The following is a 23813-nucleotide window of genomic DNA, read 5'->3' on the forward strand; positions in this document are numbered from 1 at the left end:
CGCATACTTCGAGCGGCTGGGTGCACCCCGACTCTCATAACCTCAACTTCCCGAACCGCCCGGTGCGGACCCGCATGCCGGGTGGTGTGGCAGGGGCACGGCCTTATGGCCGTCCCCTATGCCGTTTGCGGGGCACTCCAGGGCAGGATAGCGAAACCGTCCTTTCACGCGTTCGCCGCGCGCCGCCATGGCTGCTGCCGATACTCCCACCGTGATCCCCCGCCGCGCCGCGCTGAGCCGCATGGTGCGCGCGGTCACGTCGCCGTATTACCGCTACCGCCACGCGAAGGTGCTGCATAGCCTGCGCGTCGGCCTCGCGATGCTGGTGTCGATTCTGGCGACGACCGGCATCGATATCCCGCACGGCATCTGGTCGTCCGTGACGCTGCTGGTCGTGATCGGCGGCTTGCAGCATCACGGCAATATCCGCAAGAAAGCGGCCGAACGCGCGGCCGGCACGCTGCTCGGCGCGTCGATCGGCCTGTTGCTGATCGTGCAGCAGAACGTCATCGGCTCGCTGCCGCTCACCTATGTGCTGGAGGCGATCATCGCGTCGATCTGCGCGTGGTTCGCGATCGGCTCGTCCGGCTATATCGGGCTTCTGACTGCGATCACAATGTGCATCGTCGCGGGCCACGGCGACAACCTGATCGACGTCGGCCTGTGGCGCACGTTGAACGTGCTGATCGGCATCGTGATCGCGCTGGCGTTTTCGTTCGCGTTTCCACTGCACGCGACGTATTCGTGGCGCTACGGGCTCGCCGCCAATCTGCGCGAATGCGCGGGCATCTACGCGCGCCTGCTCGACGGCGAGACGATCACCGAAGAAGAGCAGGTCCAGCGCTTCCTGCGGATCAACAAGCGGCTGGTGCAACTGCGTTCGCTGATGCCGTCGGTCGCCAAGGAAATCGACGTGCCGCAGACGCGGCTCGAGGAGATCCAGCGGCTGCATCGCTCGGTGCTCAGCTCGCTCGAACTGCTGGCCACCGGGCCGCTGATGAACGCCACCGCCGCCGCGCGCAGCGCCTATGCAGCGCAATGCGGCGCCGAGGTGCGCGCCGTGCGCGCGATCCTGTTGTCCACCGCGCGCGGGCTGCGTTTCGGCCGTCCGTCGCGCTTCGGCATTCCGGCCGCGGCGCCGCTCGCGAAGGGGCATGGCGACGTGGCCACCGCGTTGCCGCCCGACTGGCAAGGGCCGTACTGGCTCGGTCAGCGGCTCGCGGAGCAGGTGGACCGGCTGCGCGCGCTATTGCTGGAGACCGAGCCGAACTGGAACATCGAGCGGCACGTGCGGGCGACTCGTGGCGGGTAGGTGGTCGAATGGCCGAACCCAAAGGCTCGGCCGCTAAGCCTCAAACCTGCGGCGGCAGCGTGACCATCCACATCATGCCGAAGCGATCCACCACCATTCCGAAGCCCTTGCTCCAGAACGTTGGCTGGAACGGCATCACGACCTGGCCGCCATCGGCGAGCGCGTTGAAGCATTTTTCCGCCGACGCGCTGTCTTCGACGGTCAGCGACAGGCTGAAGCCATTGAACGGGCCGGCCGCCGGATCGCAGTTGCCGTCGGAAGCCATCCACGTGCTCGAGCCCAGCTGCACGTTCGCGTGCATGATCTTGTCGGCGAGTTCGGGGCGTGGCGGGTTTTGCGCGTCGGGTGGCGCGTCCTTGAACAGCATCTTGAAGGTTACCTGGGCGCCGAGTTTGTCGGTGTAGTAGTCGAGCGCTTCCTGGCAACGGCCGTTGAAGAACACGTAGGGCTGAACATACATGATCGTCTCCCTGGTCAGGCGTTGGGCGGGCGCCCTCGTTCCTCGCCAGCTCAGGCGGGGAGGGGCGTGCAGTCGATTGTAGTCGCAGCGTAAACGAGGAGCGGCGCCGAACCGTCAGATTCGGCGCCGCTTGTCATGGATGGCTTTCGAGCGGAGCGGGCGCGGCGCGGCGAGCGTGAACGTGAGCGTCACGCAGCCAGCCAAGTCAGCCGCCCGCGGCACCTCAGCGCAGCGTGTCGATCAGCTTTTCCAGCTTGATTGCGTCCGCGGCGAACGTGCGGATGCCTTCGGCGAGCTTCTCGGTCGCCATCGCGTCGTCGTTGACGAGGAAGCGGAACGACTTTTCGTCGACCGGCACGCGCTCGATGTCCGCGTCCTGCGACGCCTCCGGCGACAGCTTGCGCTCGATCTTGTCGGTGCTCTCGTGCAGCTTTTGCAGCAGGTCGGGGCTGATCGTCAGCAGATCGCAACCGGCCAGTTCCAGGATCTGCGAGGTCGTGCGGAAGCTCGCGCCCATCACCTCGGTCTTGTAGCCGAACTTTTTGTAGTACGCATAGATGCGGCGCACCGACTTGACGCCCGGGTCGTTGGCGCCGCCGTCTTTCGCTTCGTCCCACGCGCTGCCGGCGCTCTTCTTGTACCAGTCGTAGATGCGGCCGACGAACGGCGAGATCAGCTGCGCGCCAGCTTCTGCACAGGCCGCCGCCTGCGGGAGCGAGAACAGCAGCGTCATGTTGCAGCTGATGCCTTCCTTCTGCAGCACCTCGGCCGCGCGCACGCCTTCCCACGTCGACGCGAGCTTGATCAGCACGCGGTCGCGTTCGACGCCGTGCTCCTTGTACAGCGCGATCAGCTCATGGGCTTTCTTGATCGAGCCTTCGATGTCGAACGACAGGCGTGCGTCGACTTCGGTCGACACCCGCCCGGGGATGATCTTCAGGATTTCGGTGCCGAACGCGATCAGCAACTGGTCGATGATCGCACCGACCGGCTTCGACGCATGCGCCTTCACGGTCTTTTCGAGCAGCGGCCGGTAGTCGTCTTTCTGCACGGCCTTCAGAATCAGCGACGGATTGGTGGTCGCATCGCGCGGCTTGTACTGCGCGAGCTGCTGGAAGTCGCCAGTGTCGGCCACCACGGTGGTGTATTGCTTGAGTTGGTCGAGTGCGGTTGTCATGTTCGGGCCTTCAGGGCGCGTGTGCGCCGTGGTTCAGGAGAAATGAGGACGCCGCCGCGCCGGCTGGACGAAACACAGCAATCAGCCGGCGCCGGCGGCCGCGGGTCAAGCCGCAGCGCGTCCCGCGATGGCGCCGGGAAACGCTGCCGGATACATCTATTCTATGGCGGATCGCCGACGACGGCATGAACACCGGGTACGGACAGCCGGGCGTGGCGATCCGTTCACACGCGGCGCGCGTTCAGCACGACTTGCGTGATCACGCCGGCGACGAGCCCCCAGAACGCCGAGCCGATCGACAGCAGCGTGAGCCCTGAGGCGGTCACCATGAACGTAACGAGCGCCGCCTCGCGCTGCCGCGTGTCCTGCATCGCATTGGCGAGCCCGCTCATGATTGAGCCGAACAGCGCGAGCGCCGCGACGGAGACGACCAGTTCCTTCGGAAACGCCGCAAACAGCGCGGCGATCGTCGCGCCGAACACCCCCGCGAGCAGATAGAAAATACCGCCCCATACGGCCGCCGTATAGCGCCGCGCGGGGTTTTCGTGCGCTTCGGGGCCGGTGCAGATCGCCGCCGTGATCGCCGCAAGATTGATGCCGTGCGAGCCGAACGGCGCGAGCAGCAGCGACGCGACGCCGGTCGTCGCGATCAGCGGCGCGGACGGGGTCGTATAGCCGTCGGCGCGCAGCACCGCGATGCCCGGCACGTTCTGCGAGGCCATCGCGACCACGAACAGCGGAATGCCGATGCTCACGCACGTCGCCACCGAAAACGACGGCATCGTCAGCACCGGATGCGCGAGCGCGACGTGAAAGTGGCTGAAATCGAGCAGCCCGAGGCCGCCGGCCGCGGCTGTACCGACCACCAGCGTGGTTGGAATCGCGTAACGCGGCACGAACCGTTTGACGATCAGGTAGGTGAAGAACATCGTCAGCACGAGCGCGGTCTGGTACTGCGCGGCACGGAAAATCTCGATGCCGATCTCGAACAGGATGCCCGCGAGGAGCGCCGCTGCGAGGCCGGACGGAATCCGCTTCATCAGCGCGTCGAACCAGCCGGTGACGCCGACCAGCGTCAGCAGCGCCGCGCAGAAGATGAACGCGCCGATGGCCTGCGCATACTCGACATGCGGCAGCGACGCCACCAGCAGCGCCGCGCCCGGCGTCGACCACGCGATCACGATCGGCGCGCGAAAGCGCAGCGACAGGCCGATCGTGCAGAGGCCCATGCCGATCGACAGCGCCCAGATCCACGAGGAAATCTGCGCGTCGCTCAGATGCGCGGCCTGGCCCGCCTGGAACATCAGCACGAGCGAGCTCGTGTAGCCGGTCATCGCCGCGACGAAGCCCGCGACGATCGTCGACAGCGACGTATCGGCGAGCGGATTGAAGCGCCTCTGCGGCGCGGCGGCGGGGGACAACTGGGGCGACGGGGACGAACTCATGCGAAGGCTTTGTTGTTGTGGAAGTTGAAGCGTCGGGACGTGGGTTGCGGAACGACGGGCGTTACTTGCTTAGCACCCGCATGGCCGTCTCCAGGCCCGCGAGCGTCAGCGGATACATGCGGTGGCCCAGCACTTCGCGGATCGCGCTGACCGACTGCCGATATGGCCACAGCGCTTCCGGTTCCGGGTTCAGCCACGCGAAGTGCGGGAAATGATCGGCGAGCCGGCGCAGCCATACGGCGCCGGCCTCGGCGTTGTTGTACTCGACCGAGCCGCCCGGCTGCAACACTTCGTACGGGCTCATCGTCGCGTCGCCGACGAAGATCAGCTTGTAGTCCGGCGTGAACTTGTGCAGCACGTCCCACGTCGGCGTGCGCTCGGCGTGGCGGCGGCGGTTGTTCTTCCACAGGAAGTCGTACACGCAGTTGTGGAAGTAATAGAACTCGAGGTGCTTGAACTCGGCCTTCGCGGCCGAGAACAGCTCCTCGGTGCGCTTCACGTGATCGTCCATCGAGCCGCCGACATCGAGCAGCATCAGCACCTTCACGTTGTTGTGCCGCTCGGGCACCATCTTCAGATCGAGCCAGCCGGCGTTCGCGGCGGTGCTGCGGATGGTGTCGGGCAGGTCGAGCTCTTCCGCGGCGCCCTCGCGGGCGAAGCGGCGCAAGCGCCGCAGCGCGACCTTGATGTTGCGCGTGCCGATCTCGACCTGGTCGTCGTAGTCGCGGTACGCGCGCGCTTCCCAGACCTTGACGGCGGTGCGATTGCCGGCCGCGTCGCCGCCGATGCGCACACCCTCGGGGTTGTAGCCGCCGTTGCCGAACGGCGAGGTGCCGCCCGTGCCGATCCATTTGTTGCCGCCCTCGTGGCGCTCCTTCTGCTCGTCGAACAGTTCCTTCAGGCGCTCCATCAGCTTGTCGATGCCGCCCATCGCCTCGATCTGCGCCTTTTCCTCGGGTGACAGATCGCGTTGCAGCTTCTTCTTCAGCCAGTCGAGCGGAATCTCGAACGCGAGCTCCGAGTTTGCCGCGACCCCGTTGAAAAAGGCGCCGAACGCCTGGTCGAACTTGTCGAAGTACTGCTCGTCCTTCACGAGCGTGATGCGCGACAGGTAGTAGAACTCGTCGAGCGACGGCGCGATCACGTTGGCCTTCAGCGCTTCGAGCAGCGTCAGGTATTCCTTCACCGAGACCGGCAGTTTGGCGGCGCGCAGCGAGTAGAAGAAGTCGATCAGCATGCTGGATGTCCTGCGGCGCGGTGCCCGCTCAACGGTTGTTGCGGTTCATGAACAGCAGCCGCTCGAACAGGCCCACGTCCTGTTCGTTCTTCAGCAGCGCGCCGTGCAGCGGCGGCACGATCTGCTTGTGGTCGGCCGAGCGCAGCGCTTCGGGCGGAATGTCTTCGGCGAGCAGCAGCTTGAGCCAGTCGAGCAGTTCGGAGGTGGACGGCTTCTTCTTCAGCCCGGCGACGTTGCGCAGCTCGAAGAAGCTCTGCAGCGCGGCGGCGAGCAGGTCCTTCTTGATGCCGGGGTAGTGCACGTCGACGATCTGCTGCATCGTCGTCGCGTCCGGAAACTTGATGTAGTGGAAGAAGCAGCGGCGCAGGAACGCGTCGGGCAATTCCTTCTCGTTGTTCGACGTGATGATCACGAGCGGGCGATGCTTCGCGCGCACCAGCTCGCGCGTCTCGTACACGTAGAACTCCATGCGGTCGAGTTCGCGCAGCAGGTCGTTCGGGAATTCGATGTCGGCCTTGTCGATCTCGTCGATCAGCAGCACGTTCTGCTCGTCCGATTCGAACGCCTGCCACAGCACGCCCTTGACGATGTAGTTGCGGATGTCCTTCACGCGTTCGTCGCCGAGCTGCGAATCGCGCAGTCGCGACACCGCGTCGTATTCGTACAAGCCCTGCTGGGCCTTGGTGGTCGACTTGATGTGCCATTGCAAGAGCGGCATGCCGAGCGCGGCGGCGACTTCCTCGGCGAGCATGGTCTTGCCGGTGCCGGGTTCGCCCTTGATCAGGAGCGGACGCTTGAGCGTCATCGCGGCGTTGACCGCGAGCTTGAGGTCGTCGGTGGCGACGTACTGCGATGAGCCTTCGAAACGCATGGCGAGATGCTCTTGTTCGGGAAAAAACCCAGTATAAGTCAGAAGGCCTGTTGGCCCGAAACCGGCTCACGTATGTTGTCAGCCGTGCCGGGGTAGACGCGCCGGCGCCGCTGTGGCGTCATCGCGAAGCCGCCGCGAGCATGGCGCGCGGCCCGTCCAGACGGGCGTTGCGCGGCTCCCGCGTGTTGTGGACGTTCGGCGCGGCGTCGCGGTACAATGGGCCCGATTTTTTTGGCCTGCGTGGCCACCTCATAAGAAGAACGGCCGGACCGCTGCCTTTGTGGGCACCCGTTTCCCCTCAAGCCAGGTTACATCTATGAATAAATTCGTCGGCAAACACGTCGTGATCGCAGCGCTGTCGGTGCTCGCGGGGTACGCGGTCAGTGCGCAGGCAGCGGATGTCGTAGGCAACGCCAAGGCGGGCCAGGACAAGGTCGCGATGTGTATCGGCTGCCACGGCATCCCTGAATACCGCACGGCTTATCCAGAGGTTTTCCGCGTGCCGAAGCTCGGCGGGCAAAATCAGGCCTACCTCGAGATCGCGCTGCGCGCCTACAAGAAGGGCGACCGCCATTTCGACACGATGCATGCAATCGCAACGTCGCTGTCGGATCAGGACATTGCCGACATCGCCGCCTACTACGCAGCGCAAACTGCCGCTTCGAAAAACAATCCCGACAAGTGATCGGCGTCGGTCACCAGTACATCCAATTCGCGGGATAGGAGATTTCATGATCAAGCCCCAACAGGCACTCCACACGATATTCAAGGCGGTCGGCGCGGCGGCGGTAATCGGTCTGGCCGTGGCGAACGTCGCTCACGCGGCTGACGCGGGCAACGGCAAGGTGCTCGCCGACAGTCACAACTGCGCGGCCTGCCACGGTCCCGGCCTGAACAAGCCGGTGAGCCCGGAGTATCCGAAGCTGGCCGGTCAGCACTCCGACTATGTGTACTGGGCGCTGCGTCAGTACCAGATGGGCACCGGCAATCCGCACCTCGGCCGCAACAACGCGATCATGCAGGCACAGGTGCAGAGCCTGTCGCTAGGCGACATGAAGGACATCGCCGCTTACGTCGAATCGCTTGAAGGCGACCTCGTGCAGAAGAAGTGAGCGTAGGACGCGGGTCTCGCGTCGCGGCTTCAAAAGCAAAACACCCCGCCTTGGCGGGGTGTTTTGCTTTGAGGGCATCGAGTCGGGGTTTGCGGTCGCTTCAGTCGCGCGTCGCGCGCCGTTCGATGCGCTGCAAATACGCGTCCGTGTCCGGGGGCGTGCCGGTGCGCTGCGCTTCCCAGATGGTTTCGCCGAGGCAGTCCATGATCGCGTGCTGCGCCTCGTGCGTCGAGCCGAGGCGTGCGGCGAGCCGATCGTGCGCGGCGCGAATGCCGGGCGGCTGATCGATCGACAGCTGTTCGGAGATCGCCAGATGCATCGACAGGTGCAGGAACGGATTGGTCTGGCCGCGCTCCGGCGAATAGTCCTGCGCCTGGGCAGCGGGGGCGTCGGTGAGGTCGGCGTGATATTCCGGATGCTCGACGATCCAGTCGGCGGCGATTGCCTCGAGCGGCGTCAGAATCTCGCCTTGGCGCTGTTTGCGCCAGGTGTCGGTGAAAAAGAGGCGAACTTCGTCGCGGCTGGGATTGAACATCGTGGAACCGGTGCGTGGGAGTGGGGCGTGCGCGGGGCGCGACGGCGTGTGTACGCAGGGCGCACTGCGTGTAAAGCATCATTTTACGCGGCGGCCGTTCGGGCTGCAGGCGCGCCGCGCGGTCTGGGGTTTCGAGTTGGGCTGCCCTTAAAGATCGGGCGGCGGGGTCTTCGGCCGGAACTCGCACAGCGGCTCGATCACGCAATGCCAGCATTCGGGGCGGCGCGCCTTGCACACATAGCGTCCATGCAGGATCAGCCAGTGGTGCGCGTCCTTCCTGAATTCGGCGGGCGTGAATTTTTCGAGCGCTGCTTCGACCGCGCGCACGTCCTTGCCGGGCGCGAGGCCGGTGCGGTTGGCGACGCGGAAAATGTGCGTGTCGACCGCGATGGTCGGATGGCCGAACGCGGTGTTCAGAATCACGTTGGCCGTTTTGCGGCCGACACCCGGCAGCCCTTCGAGCGCCTCGCGATCCTCGGGCACCTCGCCGCCGTACTGGTCGAGCAGAATGCGACAGGTCGCGATCACATTCTTCGCCTTCGTGCGATACAGGCCGATCGTCTTGATATAGCTCGCGACACCTTCCTCGCCGAGGTCGAACACCTTCTGCGGTGTGTTCGCCACGGGGAACATCCTGCGCATCGCCTTGTTGACCGACACGTCGGTCGCTTGCGCTGACAGCAGCACCGCGATCAGCAGTTCGAACGGCGTCGTGTACTCGAGTTCAGTGGTCGGGTGCGGATTCAGGCTCTGAAGCGTTTCGTAGATCGCGCGGCGTTTGTTCGCGTTCATGCGGAGCGGGTCCGTGTGGGTGGGGAGGGTTGCGCGGGCGAGGTCAGCGCGCGGTCGGCGGCGAGCTGGACGGCGGCTTCGACTCGTCGGACTCGTTGGACGACGGCTCCGAGCCGTGTGTACCCCCGCCGCTGGCAAGACCGAGACGGCGGCGGCGCGCTTCGGCTGCATCGATCTGTGCCTGCACGTCGGCGCTGACATTCTCGGTGTTCAGCGGTCCCTGGCCTTTCGCGGCCATCTCCTCTTTCTTCTTGCGCGCGCGTTCGAGCGCGGCCTGGATGATCGCGCGTTTCTTCGCTTCGGCGTCGTCCGCACTCGGGGTAGCCGGGGCCTCGGACGGCGTTGTCGCGCCGCTCGCGGGAACCGCGCCCGACGCAGCCGCCGGCGCGCTCGCACTCGCGGCTCGCCGCGCCGCAGCACGCGCTTCGGCGGCGTCGCGCTCGCGCGCGAGACGGCCCTCGTGGCGGTTATGACGCGCCCGCGCCGCGTCTGCCTCGCTCTGGCTCCATGCATCCCAGCCGGTGGCCTCGCCGGTCACGGGCAGCATCGCGATGCAGTCGACCGGGCAGGGCGGCACGCACAGGTCGCAGCCGGTGCAGAGCTCGGCGATCACGGTGTGCATCTGTTTCGGTGCGCCAACTATCGCGTCGACCGGACATGCCTGCATGCACAGCGTGCAGCCGATGCACACTTGTTCGTCGATAACCGCCAAGGGGCGCGGACGTTCGACGCCATTGGCGGAATTGAGCGGAATCACCGGTTTGCCGAGTAGCGCGGCGAGGCGCGCGATGCCCTCGGCACCGCCCGGCGGGCACTGGTTATAGTTCGCCTCGCCGCTGGCGATGGCTTCGGCATACGGACGGCATGCGGGATAACCGCACTTCGTGCATTGCGTTTGGGGCAGCAGATCTTCGATGCGATCCGCGAGTGTTTTGACGTCTGTCACGGTTACGGCGCGGGGTTTGCCGTGCGATCGCACGACCTGAACTAAATAGCACATTATCGCCGATTTCCCGGATTGCCATTCGCAATCCATGTGCCATAATCGAAGCGCTTCATTCGAAAGACCGCAGAAAAGGGTGTGTTTCCCAACCACGACGCGCCCGCTAAACGCCGCCAACAAAAAGGCTCGAGGAGAGGCCGGCGGCGCGATCCGGATAACGCGGCTCACGAAGACGACGCCACCATGAATCAGCCGAAAATCAAAAGAGATCCTGAAGGCACGAGGCGCCGCATCTTGCTTGCGGCGGCGGAAGAGTTTGCAAATGGAGGACTGTTCGGCGCACGAGTCGATCAGATCGCTCGCCGCGCCGAAACTAATGAACGCATGCTCTATTACTACTTCGGTAGCAAGGAGCAGCTATTCACCGCGGTACTCGAGCACGCGTTCAGCGCACTCAACGAAGCGGAACGCACGCTCGAACTCAACGGAGTCGCGCCCGTCGAGGCGGTTACACGTCTCGCCCATTTCGTGTGGGACTACTACCGCGATCATCCCGAGTTATTGCGACTCATCAACAACGAGAATCTGCATGAAGCACGCTATATGCAGAAGTCGACGCGCATACGCGAAATGATCTCGCCGATCGTCGCCACGCTTGGCGGCATCCTCGAACGCGGGCAACGCGCGGGACTGTTTCGCACCAACATCGACCCACTGCGTTTTTACGTGACGCTTTCGGGCATGGGCTACTACATCGTCTCGAACCGCTTCACGCTCGAAGCGACGCTCGGGCGCGATTTCAGCAGCGCCGCCGAACGCAGCGAGGTGATTCAGATGAATACCGAACTGCTGCTCGCGTATCTGTTGAGAAAGTAACGGCCCGTGCCGCGGTGATCGCCGCCGCAGCAGAACATCAGTATCACGAATGAAGCGCGATAAAAAAGCCAACGGCCTCGAAGGAGACCGTTGGCTTTTTATATGCTATTGCAAGTTTAATGCTCAGGCTTCGACTTTTTCTTTCGCCGTTTTTGCAGTCTTGTTGTGCTCGAGAATGAAGTCGCGCAATTGCGGATAAATGATCGTGCGCCAGCGGCGGCCCGAGAAAATGCCGTAGTGGCCGCATTTTTCCGCGGTGAAGTGACGCTTGTTCTTTGCCGCAATGCCGCTGCACAGGTCGTGCGCGGCGTAGGTCTGGCCGTCGCCGGAAATATCGTCGAGCTCGCCTTCGATCGTAAATAGCGCGGTCGTCGTGATGTCCTGGGGGCGCACCGGTTCGCCATTGACGACCCACGTGCCCTCGGCAAGACGGAATTCCTGGAACACGACGCGGATCGTGTCGAGGTAATAGTCGGCATCCATGTCGAGCACCGCGTTGTACTCGTCGTAGAAGCGGCGGTGCGCTTCGGCGTCGTCCTCGTCGCCGCGCAGTAGGCTCTGGTAGAAATCCCAGTGCGATGCCGCGTGACGCTCCGGATTCATCGCGACGAAGCCCGTGTGCTGCAGGAAGCCCGGATAGACCTTGCGGCCCGTGCCCGGATAGTTCGGCGGTACCGTGAAGATCACGTTGTTCTCGAACCACTCGTATGAGTGCTGCGTGGCGAGCGAATTGACCGAGGTCGGGCTCTTTCGCGCGTCGATTGGGCCGCCCATCATCGTCATCGTGCGCGGCGTGTCCTCGCCGCGGCTCGCCATCAGCGAAATGGCGGCGAGCACCGGCACGGTCGGCTGGCACACCGAGATCACGTGCAGATTCTTCGCGCCGATATGGCGAATGAATTCCTGGATATACGCGATGTAGTCGTTCAGACCGAACCAGCCGGCCTCGAGCGGCACCATGCGCGCGTCGATCCAGTCGGTGATGTAGACCTTGTGGTCTTGCAGCAACGTGCGCACGGTGTCGCGCAGCAGCGTGGCGTGGTGTCCTGACAACGGTGCGCAGACCAGTACGACCGGCTCGTCTTTCAGTTGGCTAACAGCTTCGCTGTCGTCCGCGAAGCGCTTGAAGCGCATCAGACGGCAGAACGGCTTTTCGATGATCGTCTGCTCGACGATCGGAATGTTATGTCCGTCTTTAACAATCTGATGAATGTTGAACTCGGGCTTTTCGTAATCCTTGCCGAGCCGGTAAAGCAGTTCGTAGCCGGCGGACAGGCGTGTGGCGCCCGGCACATAGGCTAACGGACTGGCCGGATTCGCAAATGATTTCGATGCGGCCTGGGCCCAGGCGGTGAGGGGGCTCAATATCGCCCGGCTGAATTCGTGCAGTTGATAGAGCATGTTTGCTCCGTTTTAAGCGGTTCGCATTGGGCTTCGCAAACACGCGTGAAGCGTTGCGGCGGGCCATTGTGGTTGTGGGCACATTGTTGTTGGCCGACAGTCGGATCGATAATATCGAACAAAGCAATCTTGTGCAATGCAACAATTTTCGCATTCAGTGTACGCAAACTGTCACGGCGTCATGCTAGTGGCGATGCTGCTCCGCCGCTATAAGGGCTTGCCTGAACCTCAAGCTCTGTGGAGCGCATGCCGTTATGCGCCGGATGGCCGGTCGCCTGCGCCATTTCCTGCTCATGCTTCATCAGGTTCAGTCCGGTGTGCACGAGCGCCACGTGCGAGAACGCCTGTGGAAAATTGCCGACCAGACGTTTTTCGACCGGATCGTACTCCTCGGACAGCAGGCCGACGTCGTTGCACAGCGCGAGCAGCCGCTCGTACATCTCGATCGCTTCCTGCACGCGCCCCTGCAGCGCGAGGTTATCCACCATCCAGAACGAACACGCAAGAAAGGTGCCTTCTCCCGGCGGCAGGCCGTCATCGTATTCGGTCGTGCGGTAGCGCATCACGAAGCCGCCGTGCATCAGGTCCCGCTCGATCGCCTCGACCGTGCCCTTGATGCGCGGGTCCTGCGGCGGCAGGAAGGCGACCAGCGGCATCAGCAGCACGCTCGCGTCGAGCTGGTCGCTGCCGTAGTACTGCGAGAACGCGTTCAGCTTCGGATTCCACGCCTTCTCGCAGACCTCGGCGTGGATCGTGTCGCGCGTCGCGCGCCATTCGTCGAGCGGGCCGTCGAGCTTGAACATTTCGGCCGAGCGGATCGCGCGGTCGAACGCGACCCACGCCATCACCTTCGAGAACGTGAAATGCTGGCGGCCGCCGCGCGTCTCCCAGATGCCTTCGTCGGGTTCGCGCCAGATCGTGGTCAGATGCGCGAGCATCGCGCGCTGCACGCTCCACGCGGTGACGTCCGCCTGCAGGCCGCCCACGCGCGCGAGATGCAGCGCATTCATCACTTCGCCGTAGACGTCGAGCTGAAGCTGCCCGACCGCGTTGTTGCCGATGCGCACCGGTTTCGCGCCCTCGTAGCCGGGCAGCCAGTCGATTTCGAATTCGGGCAGGCGTCGCTCGCCGCCGATGCCGTACATGATCTGCAACTGGTCCGGCGCGCCCGCCATCACGCGGCCGAGCCAGCTGCGCCAGGCGCGCGCTTCGTCGTAGTAGCCGCCGCGCATCATCGCGAGCAGCGTGATGGTCGCGTCGCGCAGCCAGCAGTATCGGTAGTCCCAGTTGCGCGTGCCGCCGAGCTTCTCCGGCAGCGACGTGGTAGGCGCCGCGACGATGCCGCCGGTCGGCTCGTAGGCGAGCGCGCGCAGTGTGATAAGCGAACGGCGGATCGGCTCGGCCCAGCGTCCTTCGACAGTCCCGCGCGCCGCCCATTCGAGCCAATGGTTCTCGGTGCGCGCGAGTGACGTGTGCGGGTCGCGAGCGGGCGGAATGCGCAGATGCGACGCCGCATACGCAAGCGAGAACGGCACGCGCTCGCCCGCGGTCACCGTGAATTCCGCGACGGTCTTCATATCTTCGCCGTGCAGTTCGACCGGCGTGCGCAACACCGCGTTGTCGGGGCCGACGATCGCCTTGATGCCGCTGTCGTGTTTGAGCTTGTCGACCCATGGGATCGAGAAGCCGTAGTCGAAGCGCAGCACGAGTTCCATCTTCATGCGCACGGTGCCGCGCTTGCCGACGACGATGCGGATCAGCTCCGACCAGCCGTTGCCTGGCGGCATGAAATCGATCAGCGTGACGGCGCCGTCGGGCGTTTCGAAGTCGGTTTCGAGGATCAGCGTTTCACCGCGATAGCGCCGCGTGATGGTCGGCGCGCCGTGCTCGCCCTGGGTGGCGGGGGCGATCTGCCAGCGACCGTTGTCGGGCGTGCCGAGCAGCGCGGCGAAGCAGGCGCCCGAGTCGAAGCGCGGCCAGCAGAGCCAGTCGACGGAACCCTCGCGGGAGATGAGCGCGGCGGTATGGCCGTCGCCGACGAGTGCGTAGTCTTCGAGGTGTGCAGGCATGGAAAGCGTGTCGAAAAACGAGTCGTTATTACGGACGGCGACAGCAGCCGCGCTTCGAGTGGGTGTTAATTACCGGACCACGATCGGCAGTGTTTGGTTCACCGCATAGTGCGGCAAAACGCGGGTTGGAAAATTGTCAAATCCATGCATAAAATCAGATTTCATGCCGATGTCCGGTGACCTGCCGGACTGCGAATCGGCCTTGCTCATGGCGCATGCAGACGCCGTTTCCGAGGACGAAAGCCATGCTGAACCCTTCGAAATCCGATTGCATCACGATTCTCTCGGCCGCCAGCCAGCTTGCCGGCGACTCCATGCTGCCACTCGATCATGGCCGGCTCGGATTGAGCCGCAACGGCATGCTGGCTGCCGCGTCCTTCCTGGTCGAGCGGGACTGCTTCCGGCGCTATCAGCAGAATGCCGATCATTATGCGGTCGGCGCGCTGTCGTTGCAGGGGCGCTTGCGCCTCGAACAACTGGCAAACGGTTGAGCGGCCGCACCGAGCGTTCGTAGCGCGGGCTGCTCGCGTATCCGCATCTTCGCGCCACGTCACGTCGATTGTTCGCGTGGCGCGATGCCCGCTTTCCGCCTATCTCACCGCGTGACGCAGTCCGCGCTTTCATGCGTGCGAGTGCCGCTGGCACCGCGCGAACCGTCCTTGTTCGCAAATTGATCCCGACGCCGGGCGCAAATACCGCGCCCGGTATCGCGTCGCCTGTCGCTTACAGATGCGACGAGCCCACGCCGAAGATTCCGATGATGCCGATGATGATCAGGTAAAGCGCGACGATGTAGTTCAACAGGCGCGGCATGATCAGGATCAGGATGCCGGCGATCAGCGAAACGAGCGGGCCCAGGCTGAGAGTGACGTTCATGGAGACTCCGTGGTTGACACGCGTGATGCGCGATTGTGAAAACTCTTGAAAAACCGCCCCGGCTTGCGGGAGCAAAGCCGCTGGCGCAGCCCGCACGTCAGCGGTGGATTCACTGCATGATCCGACCTAACGCTCTTATACTGACTTCGACAACGACAACGCGGAACGACGCTCGATTCGCGGCGCGGCAGACCAGACACCGTTATAACCGCTCGTACCCCGGCTCATACGCGAGCCCGTACAGACAACCGATGTCGAGGAGGTCTCATGCTTCACCGTCGCCGTACCGCCGGGTGTGTTGCCGCGCGCCCAGTTCCGGCTTCCGCTTTTACTTCTGTTCTTGCCAGTGTTGCCGTACAGGGTTGCGGTCCGCGTGGCGCGGACCGCGTCGCCCGTTCGATGATAAAAGGTTTCGTGCTCATGGTTTCGATGCTTGCTTCGCACGCGTACGCGCAAGATTCTGGCCCGGTCCCCGCGGACGGCGTCTATACGATGCTGGTCGGCACTTATACCAGCGGCAAGAGCGAGGGCATCTACGTGTTTCGCTTCGACACGAAGACCGGCGCGGCGACCCAGGTGTCGGTCGCGCAGACGGTCAATCCGTCGTTTCTGGTCGTGAGCCGCGACCGCCGCTTCGTCTATTCGGTCAACGAACTGCCCGGCGACAATGGCCCGGCCACGCAGCGCGGCAACATCAGCGCGTTCGGCTTCGACGCCGCGCGCGGCCAACTGACGTTTCTGAACAAGGTGTCGTCCGATGGCAATGACCCGTGCTATCTGAGCATCTCGCCGGACGGCAAGTATCTGCTGAGCGCGAACTATTCGGTCGCGCCCGACCCGGGCGGCAGCTTCGCGGTGTTTCCGCTGCAGGCGAACGGCCAGGTGGGCGCGTCGGTGCAGACCGTGCATCACGAGGGCGGCGGGCCGGTGAAAGGCCGGCAGGACAACTCGCACGTGCATTCGACCGTGTTCTCGCCTGACGGCCACTATCTGTTCGCGCAGGATCTCGGCGCCGACAAGCTGTACTCGTACCGTTACGCGCCGCAGAGCAGCGCCGGCGCGGGCCCGTTCGTCGTGACGGACTGGGGCTACGCGCAGCAGAAAGCCGGCACGGGTCCACGCCATCTGATCTTCAGCGCCAACGGCAGGCACGCGTATCTGGCGAGCGAACTCGCGGCGACCGTCAGCACGTTCGACTACGAGGACGGCAGACTGAAGCTCGTACAGACGTTGCCATTGAGCGAGCCCGGCTTCAAGGGGCAAGTGGCCGCGGCGGCGATCCACATGTCGCCGGACGGACGCTTCGTGTATGCGTCCAATCGCGGCGACGCGAACGAGATCGTGATTTTCTCGGTCGATCCCGCCAATGGGCATCTGAAGCAGATCGGCCGGCAGTCGAGCCTCGGCAAAGCGCCGCGCGAGTTCACCATCGATCCGACCGGCAACTGGCTGATCGTCGGCAATCAATTGAGCGACACGGTCTACGTGTTCAAGCGCGATCAGCAGACGGGGCTGCTCGATCCGAATCCGAGGCAGCATTTCGAGCTCGGCGCGCCGGTGGATTTCAAGCTGGTATCACCGTCGTAACGCACGGCACGCGCGGGCAAAGAAAAACGGACAGATCACATCGTGAGGCTGTCCGTTTTTTCATTGCGGTTCACCGCGCGTTCATTCCGCCGGCCCCGGCGCCAGCACCTCGCGGCTGCCGTTGATGCTCATCGCCGACACGAGCCCGGCCGTCTCCATCTGTTCGACGAGCCGCGCCGCGCGGTTATAGCCGATGCGCAATTGCCTCTGCACCGACGAGATCGACGCGCGCCGCGTGCGCACGACGAACGCGACCGCTTCGTCGTACAGCGGATCGGCTTCCGCATCCGGCGCTTCGCCGAACAGGTCCTGGGCCGCGCCGCCATCGGTGGCCGGGCCGTCGAGAATGCCTTCTTCGTATTGCGGCTCGCCGAACTGCTTCAGATACTCGACGATCGCATGCACTTCCTCGTCGGCGACGAACGCGCCGTGCACGCGCTGCGGGTAGCCCGTGCCCGGCGGCAGGAACAGCATGTCACCCTGGCCGAGCAGCGACTCGGCGCCCATCTGGTCGAGAATCGTGCGCGAGTCGATCTTCGACGACACCTGGAACGCGACGCGGGTCGGAATGTTCGCCTTGATGAGACCGGTGATCACGTCGACGGACGGCCGCTGCGTCGCGAGGATCAGGTGGATGCCGGCCGCGCGCGCCTTCTGCGCGAGCCGCGCAATCAGCTCCTCGATCTTCTTGCCGGCGACCATCATCAGGTCGGCGAGCTCGTCGATGACGACGACGATCAGCGGTAGCGGCGCGAGCGGCTCGGGTGCATCGGGCGTGAGCGAGAACGGATTGCCGAGCTTCTTGCCCTTCGCCTCGGTGTCGCGGATCTTCTGGTTGAAGCCCGCGAGATTGCGCACGCCGACCGCCGACATCAGCCGGTAGCGCTTCTCCATTTCGCCGACGCACCAGTTCAGCGCATTGGCCGCGAGCTTCATGTCGGTGACGACCGGCGCGAGCAGATGCGGAATCCCTTCGTAGACCGAAAGCTCGAGCATCTTCGGGTCGATCATGATCAGACGTACTTCCTCGGGCGTCGCCTTGAACAGCAGCGAGCAGATCATCGCGTTGATCGCGACCGACTTGCCCGAACCGGTCGTGCCGGCCACCAGCATGTGCGGCGCCTTCGCGAGATCGGCGACGACCGGATGGCCGGTGATGTCCTTGCCCATCGCGAGCGTCAGTTGCGAGTGCGAGTTCTGGTAGACGCTCGCTTCGAGGATTTCGGAGAGCCGGATCGTCTGCCGCTTCGCGTTCGGCAGTTCGAGGCCCATGCAGGTCTTGCCCGGAATCGTTTCGACCACGCGGATCGACGTGAGACCGAGACCGCGCGACAGGTCCTTCATCAGACCGACGATCTGGCTGCCGCGCACGCCGAGCGCCGGTTCGACTTCGAAGCGCGTGATGACCGGACCCGCCGATGCGCCGACTACCGTCACCGGCACCTTGAATTCCTGCAGGCGCTGCTCGATCAGCTGGCCGGTTTCGCGGAGCTTTTCGTCCGAGATCGGTTCGACGTCGGCGTCGGCGGGGGCGAGCAGATCGAGCGTCGGCAGTTCGACCATCGATGCGGCCGGCGCATGGAACTCGAAGCCGTTGACCGGCGCGTGGCCGCGCAGCGGCGCGCGGGCGGCGGGCTCGTTGGCGGGTTGGGTCAGCGGTTGCGGTGCGGGCGCGGAAGCAGGCGACGGAGTGAGTGACGGTTCGGCTGCCGGTGTGTTCGTGACAGACGTCGCGTTTGCGTCGACCGAAGGCTCGATGCTGGTCGCCGGCGCGGCAACGCCAGGGAAACGGACCACGTTCGAGACGACGGCTGGGGCGGTTGCCGGTGTAGCCAGGTTCGCCGCGCTCGTTGAAGTCGACGACGGCGAGGCGTTCGTGGGGTCGGTCGCGGGCTCGGTCGCAGCGGGCAGGGCAGGGGCGAGCGACGTCGCATGCGTCGGCGGCGTTGCTGGCTCACCTGGCCGCGCGCCTTCGTTCGCGGTCGGGCCGAGTTTGCTCTCCCAAGGCACGAGCGTTTTGTCGATGACGATTTCGGCGACAGGGGCCGGCTCTTGCTTCGGTGTCGCGGTGTCGGCGGTCGCAGGTTCGACGGTTCGCGCGGATTCTTCCCCCTGCGATGACGGGACGCTGGGGTTTGTCGTCGTCCGGTCTTCGACCGCCGGTACGTCTTCGTGCGTAGCGTCGTCCTGCAAGCTGGCTGCAAAGCGCTGGAACGGCGTCGCCGTCGCCGCCTCGTGTTGCGGCGCGCTTGCAGCAGGTTCCGCGGCGGCAGGCCCAGCCGCAGCGGATGCCGACGGCTCGACAACTGCGGGCGTGCCGGTGACAGCGTCCGCGCACACGGGATCGGCCGGCGTCTCTGCGACAGACGCGGGCTCTGCAATCGCGGATTCGACAGCCGCAGCCGCAGCCGCCACGCCGGCCACCGGCTCGATCGCAGCCGTCGTCAGCGGCGCGGCCGTGAGCGGCGGATGAATGACCGGCGGTTCGGTCGGCCATTGCGCAACCGCTTCGTTGGCGCTCTCGACCGACGTGTCGGACTCGACCACCTCATGCTCAGCCGGCAACTCCACAGGTGACGCTTCTTGCTGCGACTGCGCCGGCGACACCGTCTCGCCGTTTTCGACGGGCAGCACGTCCGGCAGCGCCGGCGGCACGTCGAACGTTGTCAACATATGTTCCACGTCGCCAATCTTTGCGCCATCGCCGCCACGGCTGCGCGCGAGGCTCACGCCGGCCATGTCGGTCCAGCGCGCGGTGTTTTCCGCGATGCTGCGCAGCGTTTCCTCGACGCTCGCCGGCGGCGCGACCGTCGACGCGTTCGCCATCGTTCGCGTGAAGTCCGGTGTAGGGCGGCGCACGGTCGACGGCAATGTGACACCGTTGGCGCGCTGAGCCGCCGGGAACGGCTGACGCGGAGTCGCGCCGCGATTGAGCGGCGCGCTGCCGTCTGCTGGCCGCGGCAGCGGCGACGGACGGCTGCCGCGGCCCGCGGCATTCATCGATCCCGCCGTCATGCCGATCCCGGCGCCCGACGTGGCGGACCGGCCCGTCATGGCCTGTGCCGCTCGCGCCGACACGCCGGACGCATTGGCGGCCGTCGCCGCCAATGCGGCGCTGGAGCCGAACGGCGCGGCCACGCGCTGTTCGCCGACCGAGCGCCGACCGGCCTGCGCAGCGCTATCATGAACCGACATGCCCGATGAAGCCGATGCACCCGGCGATCCCGCCGCCGTCGCCGCGCGCGGCTCCGTCGTGCGCAGCCAACCCGCCGGCGCGACCGGCTCGGTCGGCACGAATGGTGCCGTGGACCTGTCCGGAGCTTTGTCCACCGGCGGCGCCTGCGTTGCCATCGACGCTGCCGGACGCAGCGGCGCGCTCGACCCCGTGCGCAACACCGGCTCGATCTGCCTGGCCGGCCCACGCGCCGTGCCAGCGGCCGCATCGGCGCGCCAGTTTGCACCGGCGCCACGGGCGGCAGCCTCCTTGCTACCCGCGACGCCAGCCGCGGCACCGCCCGCAGCGGCGGCGCCCACGCCGCGCCCGCTCGCGGGCGGACGCCACACCGTCGGCCGCGCGTAGCGACCCTTGCTGTTGCGCGGCGCCATCGTGTTGGTGGCAGGCGAAACGTGCGACGGCGCGCCGTCGTCGACGGTGCGGTGGCGGCGCGCATCCTCGTCTCGCTTCGCGAGTCCGCGCGACAAGCCGAGGCCGAACGCGCCGTCGGCCCAGGCGGCGACCTCGCTCCAGCGGAAGTCGATGAGCCAGGGCAGGCTGATCAGGAGCAGCGCGAGCGCCGCGAGCGGCGTGCCGATATGGCCGAGCAGATGCCCAAGCCCAGCGGCCAGCGCATGACCGAAACCATTGACGCCGGCAATGCCGATCAGCGAGCCCTCGAGCGTGCAACTCGCGATCAGCACGCAGACGAAGCCGAGCCACAGCCGGATCGTGCCGGGGCCGCGCAGACCCGCGCCGCCGGGCAGCATCGACTTCACGAGGCGCCACAAAAGAGGAATGAACCAGACGGCCGACCCGCCGAACCAGCCGAAAACTACCGTGTGCATACCAGACATCTACGAATGACGGAGCGCGCGAGAAGCGCAATCCGTCGAGTTTAAACGGCGCAGCGCGCGGCTTCGAAGGCCGGCGCGAGTCCCGAACGCGGCGCAAACTTGCATCACTTGTCGCTGCGATCGAACATCAGCGTGTCGCCGTTGTCGAGGATCAGCTGCATCTGCTGTGGCGCGCGCATCTGCACGCCGGTGCGAGCGATGCGTTCGAGCGCTTCGAGGAACGGCTTTTCGATGTCGCCGCCCGGCGACACGCACGCCTTGCGCGTGCCGGCGAGGGTGCCGAAGCTGAGCTTGCCGTCCTTCAGCATGTACGAACCCATGAAGCGGTTGCAGCCGGAAAAGCCGCTCGCATGGCGTCGGCCGCCTTCGGTCGACAACGTGAGCGTGAGCGGCTCCTGGTCCTTCGACGGCACCGCGCGCGCCGTGCCGTCGGCGTTCTTCCACGAGCTCAGCACCCAGCTGCTGTCGTCGAGCAGTTGCACGGCGGCGGGATTGAATGGATCGGGCGGCGGCGCCGACGAATCCGGATGCTTCGGGATCGCGCAGGCACCGAGCAGCGCGGCGATGCTCAACGCGGCGACGGCCGTGCGCAGGCACGGAGTGATGCGCGCAAGACGTCGCGGGCGGGAGCGGATGAGCATGGCGTCGTTCCTGTTCAAACTGGCGAAGGCGTAAGGGTAACGTACTAAGCTTGTCGTGCGCGAGCGATGCGCGCGGTGGCGCGGTCGCGGCTGCGAACGTCGACGCGGCGGCACGCTTGCGCCCGACCGCCACGGCCTCGCGAGCGGACTCAGAGCGCACCCCGAACGCACCCTGAGCGCCGCGCGGCGAGGGGGCCGCATGTTAACATCGCGGTCTATCCAATCCCACCCTCATCCCGACTTTTTATCTGGAGTTCCCATGCAGATCGGCCAACGGATCGGCACCCCCCTTTCTGAATCCGCGACGCGCGTGATGCTGCTCGGCGCCGGCGAGCTCGGCAAGGAAGTGATCATCGCGCTGCAACGGCTGGGCGTCGAAGTGATCGCCGTCGACCGTTACCCGAACGCGCCGGGCCATCAGGTCGCGCATCGCGCGCACGTGATCGACATGACCGACCGCGCCGCGCTGCGCGCGCTGGTCGAGCAGGAGCGCCCGCATCTGATCGTCCCCGAAATCGAGGCGATCGCCACCGACGAGCTCGCCGCGATCGAAACCGAGGCGCTCGCCGAGGTGATCCCGACCGCCCGCGCCACCCAGCTGACGATGAACCGCGAAGGCATCCGCCGCCTCGCCGCCGAGGAGCTCGGCCTCGCGACCTCGCCGTACGCATTCGCCGATTCGCTCGACGAGCTGCGCGCGGGCATCGCGAAGGTTGGCTATCCGTGCGTCGTGAAGCCGGTGATGTCGTCGTCGGGCAAGGGGCAGTCCGTATTGCGCCGCGACGCCGACGTCGAACCCGCGTGGCAGTACGCGATGGCGGGCGGCCGCGTGAATTTCGGGCGCGTGATCGTCGAGGGTTTCATCGACTTCGAATATGAAATCACGCAGCTCACCGTGCGCGCGATCGACCCGGCGAGCGGCGCGGTCAGCACGTATTTCTGCGACCCGATCGGCCACGTGCAGGTCGCGGGCGACTATGTCGAATCGTGGCAGCCGCAGCCGATGAGCCCGCTCGCGCTCGAGCGTTCGCGCGAGATCGCGCACAAGGTCACGGCGGCGCTCGGCGGCCGCGGCCTCTTTGGCGTGGAACTTTTCGCGCGCGGCGACGACGTATGGTTTTCGGAAGTCAGCCCGCGTCCGCACGACACGGGGCTCGTCACGCTGTGCTCGCAGCGCTTCTCGGAGTTCGAACTGCATGCGCGCGCGATCCTCGGCTTGCCGGTCGACACGTCGCTGCGTGCGCCGGGTGCGTCGGCGGTGATCTACGGTGGACGCGACGAGGCCGGCATCGCGTTCGAAGGCGTCGCGGCGGCACTCGCGGTGCCCAACTCGGACCTGCGCCTGTTCGGCAAACCGGAGAGCTTCGTCAAACGCCGCATGGGCGTCGCGCTCGCGACCGGCGAGAACATCGACGAAGCGCGCTCGCGTGCGAAGCAGGCCGCGGCGGCGGTTCGGCCGGTGTCGGCGAAGTAACGGGCAGGGGCAGGCGGCGACGCGCGGCGTGGGCCGCAATCGTTGCTGGCTTATCGTTGCTGGTTTATCGCAGCAAAGAGATCGGAGTAGGGGATCGTATGGCGCTTGAATCGCGCAGCAATCCGTGGCGTGGCGCGCTTCGCCGGGTCGGTGCACTCGGCGTGGCGTTCGCGCTGTGTGCCGGCATCAGCGGCTGCGGGCTCGCGGCGGCGCCGTGCCGGGTCGCTTCGGCGGGACTGAAGATCGTGCCGGTCGTCGGGCACGTCGCCGCCGCGCCGACCGATGCGTGTGCCGAGGTAATCGATCCTTGAAACGTCGTCGAACTGTCCGTGAATTGCCCACGAGCTTCCTGTAACCCGCCTGTGACCCGTCTGTGACCGGCGTGGCGGCCGGTATGCCTTCCCTGCCTGACCCCCCGCAACAATCGAGGTGTTCGATGAAGACATGGCGTGTTGCATTCCTCACGGCAGCATCGATGGTGGCCTCGCTGGCGGCATCTTCCGGCGGCGCCTCGGCCGCGCCGTTGCAGTTCAAGCACATCGAGGGCAAGAACCACCAGACGCGCAAATACACGTGCGCGACCGGCAAGATCCTGCAGGTTACCTACTGGAACGCGCAGAACGGCCAGAGCTTCGCCGTGCTGCCGGTGAAAGGCACCTCGATGCTGTTCGTCAACACGGTCTCGGCGTCCGGCGTGAAGTACCAGGCCGGCAGCTATACGTGGTGGACCAAGGGACCGCGCGCCAATCTTTATGACCTGACGAGCGGCGAGAACGCGCCGCCGATTCTCTCCGACTGCGTAACGGTGACTCGCTGATTCATTGATCGGCGCACACCTGCACGTCATGCGGCGGCTTCATCCTCTGGCGCCGCCTGCTTCCTCTCGCGCCCGGCTTCCTGCCGCTCGCGCGCATCGTTTCCATTCGAGTAGTAA

At 65.5% G+C, this 23813-nt stretch carries 23 protein-coding genes; 9 read left to right on the forward strand and 14 right to left on the reverse strand.

Translation table 11 applies throughout. From position 1 onward, the window contains the following. Nucleotides 1-187 precede the first annotated feature (187 nt). The gene (locus AB3X95_RS32860) at nucleotides 188-1312 is read left to right on the forward strand and encodes an FUSC family protein (protein WP_368623474.1); all 1125 of its coding nucleotides are present in this window, start codon (nucleotides 188-190) and stop codon (nucleotides 1310-1312) included. Nucleotides 1313-1352: 40 nt separating this feature from the next. On the opposite strand, the gene AB3X95_RS32865 is transcribed toward AB3X95_RS32860, so the two are convergent. From AB3X95_RS32865 to AB3X95_RS32885, 5 genes are all read right to left on the reverse strand, one after another. After that, the gene (locus AB3X95_RS32865; RefSeq protein ID WP_176109207.1) at nucleotides 1353-1772 is read right to left on the reverse strand and encodes a VOC family protein; all 420 of its coding nucleotides are present in this window, start codon (nucleotides 1770-1772) and stop codon (nucleotides 1353-1355) included. Between the two features lie 223 nt (nucleotides 1773-1995). Next, nucleotides 1996-2949, reverse strand: a complete 954-nt coding sequence (gene tal, locus AB3X95_RS32870) for a transaldolase (RefSeq protein WP_176121245.1) — start codon at nucleotides 2947-2949, stop codon at nucleotides 1996-1998. Between the two features lie 224 nt (nucleotides 2950-3173). Continuing rightward, nucleotides 3174-4394 carry a benzoate/H(+) symporter BenE family transporter gene (locus tag AB3X95_RS32875; protein ID WP_368623475.1) on the reverse strand — a complete coding sequence of 407 codons (1221 nt, stop codon included), beginning with the start codon at nucleotides 4392-4394 and terminating at the stop codon, nucleotides 3174-3176. Nucleotides 4395-4455: 61 nt separating this feature from the next. Further along, entirely contained in the window at nucleotides 4456-5631 is a 1176-nt protein-coding gene (locus tag AB3X95_RS32880; RefSeq protein ID WP_368623476.1) for a VWA domain-containing protein, read from the reverse strand. Between the two features lie 28 nt (nucleotides 5632-5659). After that, entirely contained in the window at nucleotides 5660-6502 is an 843-nt protein-coding gene (locus AB3X95_RS32885) for an AAA family ATPase (RefSeq protein WP_368623477.1), read from the reverse strand. 316 nt (nucleotides 6503-6818) lie between these two features. Here AB3X95_RS32885 and AB3X95_RS32890 point away from each other — a divergent pair, with 316 nt between their 5' ends. Then, entirely contained in the window at nucleotides 6819-7187 is a 369-nt protein-coding gene (locus tag AB3X95_RS32890; protein ID WP_013088844.1) for a c-type cytochrome, read from the forward strand. 46 nt (nucleotides 7188-7233) lie between these two features. Next, nucleotides 7234-7614: a cytochrome c gene (locus AB3X95_RS32895; protein ID WP_368623478.1), complete on the forward strand. Its 381-nt coding sequence runs from the start codon at nucleotides 7234-7236 to the stop codon at nucleotides 7612-7614. A gap of 100 nt (nucleotides 7615-7714) precedes the next feature. On the opposite strand, the gene AB3X95_RS32900 is transcribed toward AB3X95_RS32895, so the two are convergent. The 3 genes from AB3X95_RS32900 to rsxB form a co-directional block, all read right to left on the reverse strand. Continuing rightward, complete coding sequence (locus AB3X95_RS32900) at nucleotides 7715-8149, reverse strand: DUF1841 family protein (RefSeq protein WP_184227671.1); 435 nt, start codon at nucleotides 8147-8149, stop codon at nucleotides 7715-7717. 147 nt (nucleotides 8150-8296) lie between these two features. Further along, complete coding sequence (gene nth, locus AB3X95_RS32905; protein ID WP_176109200.1) at nucleotides 8297-8941, reverse strand: endonuclease III; 645 nt, start codon at nucleotides 8939-8941, stop codon at nucleotides 8297-8299. 43 nt (nucleotides 8942-8984) lie between these two features. Next, entirely contained in the window at nucleotides 8985-9887 is a 903-nt protein-coding gene (gene rsxB, locus AB3X95_RS32910; protein WP_184227670.1) for an electron transport complex subunit RsxB, read from the reverse strand. 240 nt (nucleotides 9888-10127) lie between these two features. Here rsxB and AB3X95_RS32915 point away from each other — a divergent pair, with 240 nt between their 5' ends. Beyond that, nucleotides 10128-10760 carry a TetR family transcriptional regulator gene (locus tag AB3X95_RS32915; RefSeq protein WP_176109198.1) on the forward strand — a complete coding sequence of 211 codons (633 nt, stop codon included), beginning with the start codon at nucleotides 10128-10130 and terminating at the stop codon, nucleotides 10758-10760. 123 nt (nucleotides 10761-10883) lie between these two features. Here AB3X95_RS32915 and AB3X95_RS32920 read toward each other — a convergent pair whose 3' ends face one another. The 3 genes from AB3X95_RS32920 to AB3X95_RS32930 all read right to left on the reverse strand — a co-directional run bounded on the left by AB3X95_RS32920 (nucleotide 10884) and on the right by AB3X95_RS32930 (nucleotide 14440). Further along, entirely contained in the window at nucleotides 10884-12161 is a 1278-nt protein-coding gene (locus AB3X95_RS32920; protein ID WP_184227669.1) for a polyhydroxyalkanoate depolymerase, read from the reverse strand. 179 nt (nucleotides 12162-12340) lie between these two features. Beyond that, the gene (locus AB3X95_RS32925; protein WP_184227668.1) at nucleotides 12341-14230 is read right to left on the reverse strand and encodes a glycoside hydrolase family 15 protein; all 1890 of its coding nucleotides are present in this window, start codon (nucleotides 14228-14230) and stop codon (nucleotides 12341-12343) included. Nucleotides 14231-14299: 69 nt separating this feature from the next. Continuing rightward, a complete protein-coding gene (locus tag AB3X95_RS32930; RefSeq protein WP_176109195.1) occupies nucleotides 14300-14440 on the reverse strand; it encodes a hypothetical protein in 141 nt (46 codons plus the stop codon). A gap of 35 nt (nucleotides 14441-14475) precedes the next feature. On the opposite strand from AB3X95_RS32930, the gene AB3X95_RS32935 reads away from it, so the two are divergent. Further along, nucleotides 14476-14721 (forward strand): hypothetical protein, encoded by a 246-nt coding sequence (locus AB3X95_RS32935; RefSeq protein WP_176121351.1) that lies wholly within the window; start codon nucleotides 14476-14478, stop codon nucleotides 14719-14721. A 232-nt stretch (nucleotides 14722-14953) separates the two neighbouring features. On the opposite strand, the gene AB3X95_RS32940 is transcribed toward AB3X95_RS32935, so the two are convergent. Next, nucleotides 14954-15106 (reverse strand): DUF3096 domain-containing protein, encoded by a 153-nt coding sequence (locus AB3X95_RS32940; RefSeq protein ID WP_013088853.1) that lies wholly within the window; start codon nucleotides 15104-15106, stop codon nucleotides 14954-14956. Nucleotides 15107-15373: 267 nt separating this feature from the next. On the opposite strand from AB3X95_RS32940, the gene AB3X95_RS32945 reads away from it, so the two are divergent. Further along, complete coding sequence (locus AB3X95_RS32945) at nucleotides 15374-16693, forward strand: lactonase family protein (RefSeq protein WP_368623479.1); 1320 nt, start codon at nucleotides 15374-15376, stop codon at nucleotides 16691-16693. An 81-nt stretch (nucleotides 16694-16774) separates the two neighbouring features. Here AB3X95_RS32945 and AB3X95_RS32950 read toward each other — a convergent pair whose 3' ends face one another. Together AB3X95_RS32950 and AB3X95_RS32955 are read right to left on the reverse strand one after the other, a co-directional pair. Next, entirely contained in the window at nucleotides 16775-20755 is a 3981-nt protein-coding gene (locus tag AB3X95_RS32950; RefSeq protein ID WP_368623480.1) for a DNA translocase FtsK, read from the reverse strand. A gap of 113 nt (nucleotides 20756-20868) precedes the next feature. Continuing rightward, entirely contained in the window at nucleotides 20869-21405 is a 537-nt protein-coding gene (locus AB3X95_RS32955; protein WP_176380773.1) for an META domain-containing protein, read from the reverse strand. A 259-nt stretch (nucleotides 21406-21664) separates the two neighbouring features. On the opposite strand from AB3X95_RS32955, the gene purT reads away from it, so the two are divergent. From purT to AB3X95_RS32970, 3 genes are all read left to right on the forward strand, one after another. Then, entirely contained in the window at nucleotides 21665-22879 is a 1215-nt protein-coding gene (purT, locus tag AB3X95_RS32960; protein WP_368623481.1) for a formate-dependent phosphoribosylglycinamide formyltransferase, read from the forward strand. Between the two features lie 98 nt (nucleotides 22880-22977). Further along, entirely contained in the window at nucleotides 22978-23190 is a 213-nt protein-coding gene (locus tag AB3X95_RS32965; protein ID WP_176366934.1) for a DUF6726 family protein, read from the forward strand. 125 nt (nucleotides 23191-23315) lie between these two features. Further along, nucleotides 23316-23696: an MliC family protein gene (locus AB3X95_RS32970; RefSeq protein WP_368623482.1), complete on the forward strand. Its 381-nt coding sequence runs from the start codon at nucleotides 23316-23318 to the stop codon at nucleotides 23694-23696. The last annotated feature ends 117 nt before the right edge of the window (nucleotides 23697-23813 follow it).

The organism is Paraburkholderia sp. BR13444, assembly GCF_040948755.1.
Taxonomy (GTDB): domain Bacteria; phylum Pseudomonadota; class Gammaproteobacteria; order Burkholderiales; family Burkholderiaceae; genus Paraburkholderia; species Paraburkholderia youngii.

Excerpts from the sequence above, each read along its gene's own strand:
- tal (WP_176121245.1), bottom strand. The coding sequence starts at position 2,949 with ATGACAACCGCACTCGACCAACTCAAGCAATACACCACCGTGGTGGCC.
- AB3X95_RS32965 (WP_176366934.1), top strand. The coding sequence starts at position 22,978 with ATGGCGCTTGAATCGCGCAGCAATCCGTGGCGTGGCGCGCTTCGCCGG.
- AB3X95_RS32920 (WP_184227669.1), bottom strand. The coding sequence starts at position 12,161 with ATGCTCTATCAACTGCACGAATTCAGCCGGGCGATATTGAGCCCCCTC.
- AB3X95_RS32885 (WP_368623477.1), bottom strand. The coding sequence starts at position 6,502 with ATGCGTTTCGAAGGCTCATCGCAGTACGTCGCCACCGACGACCTCAAG.
- AB3X95_RS32890 (WP_013088844.1), top strand. The coding sequence starts at position 6,819 with ATGAATAAATTCGTCGGCAAACACGTCGTGATCGCAGCGCTGTCGGTG.
- AB3X95_RS32925 (WP_184227668.1), bottom strand. The coding sequence starts at position 14,230 with ATGCCTGCACACCTCGAAGACTACGCACTCGTCGGCGACGGCCATACC.
- AB3X95_RS32900 (WP_184227671.1), bottom strand. The coding sequence starts at position 8,149 with ATGTTCAATCCCAGCCGCGACGAAGTTCGCCTCTTTTTCACCGACACC.
- AB3X95_RS32940 (WP_013088853.1), bottom strand. The coding sequence starts at position 15,106 with ATGAACGTCACTCTCAGCCTGGGCCCGCTCGTTTCGCTGATCGCCGGC.
- AB3X95_RS32860 (WP_368623474.1), top strand. The coding sequence starts at position 188 with ATGGCTGCTGCCGATACTCCCACCGTGATCCCCCGCCGCGCCGCGCTG.
- AB3X95_RS32945 (WP_368623479.1), top strand. The coding sequence starts at position 15,374 with ATGCTTCACCGTCGCCGTACCGCCGGGTGTGTTGCCGCGCGCCCAGTT.
- AB3X95_RS32875 (WP_368623475.1), bottom strand. The coding sequence starts at position 4,394 with ATGAGTTCGTCCCCGTCGCCCCAGTTGTCCCCCGCCGCCGCGCCGCAG.
- purT (WP_368623481.1), top strand. The coding sequence starts at position 21,665 with ATGCAGATCGGCCAACGGATCGGCACCCCCCTTTCTGAATCCGCGACG.
- AB3X95_RS32915 (WP_176109198.1), top strand. The coding sequence starts at position 10,128 with ATGAATCAGCCGAAAATCAAAAGAGATCCTGAAGGCACGAGGCGCCGC.
- AB3X95_RS32955 (WP_176380773.1), bottom strand. The coding sequence starts at position 21,405 with ATGCTCATCCGCTCCCGCCCGCGACGTCTTGCGCGCATCACTCCGTGC.
- AB3X95_RS32950 (WP_368623480.1), bottom strand. The coding sequence starts at position 20,755 with ATGCACACGGTAGTTTTCGGCTGGTTCGGCGGGTCGGCCGTCTGGTTC.
- nth (WP_176109200.1), bottom strand. The coding sequence starts at position 8,941 with ATGAACGCGAACAAACGCCGCGCGATCTACGAAACGCTTCAGAGCCTG.
- AB3X95_RS32865 (WP_176109207.1), bottom strand. The coding sequence starts at position 1,772 with ATGTATGTTCAGCCCTACGTGTTCTTCAACGGCCGTTGCCAGGAAGCG.
- AB3X95_RS32935 (WP_176121351.1), top strand. The coding sequence starts at position 14,476 with ATGCTGAACCCTTCGAAATCCGATTGCATCACGATTCTCTCGGCCGCC.
- AB3X95_RS32895 (WP_368623478.1), top strand. The coding sequence starts at position 7,234 with ATGATCAAGCCCCAACAGGCACTCCACACGATATTCAAGGCGGTCGGC.
- AB3X95_RS32970 (WP_368623482.1), top strand. The coding sequence starts at position 23,316 with ATGAAGACATGGCGTGTTGCATTCCTCACGGCAGCATCGATGGTGGCC.
- AB3X95_RS32930 (WP_176109195.1), bottom strand. The coding sequence starts at position 14,440 with ATGAGCAAGGCCGATTCGCAGTCCGGCAGGTCACCGGACATCGGCATG.
- AB3X95_RS32880 (WP_368623476.1), bottom strand. The coding sequence starts at position 5,631 with ATGCTGATCGACTTCTTCTACTCGCTGCGCGCCGCCAAACTGCCGGTC.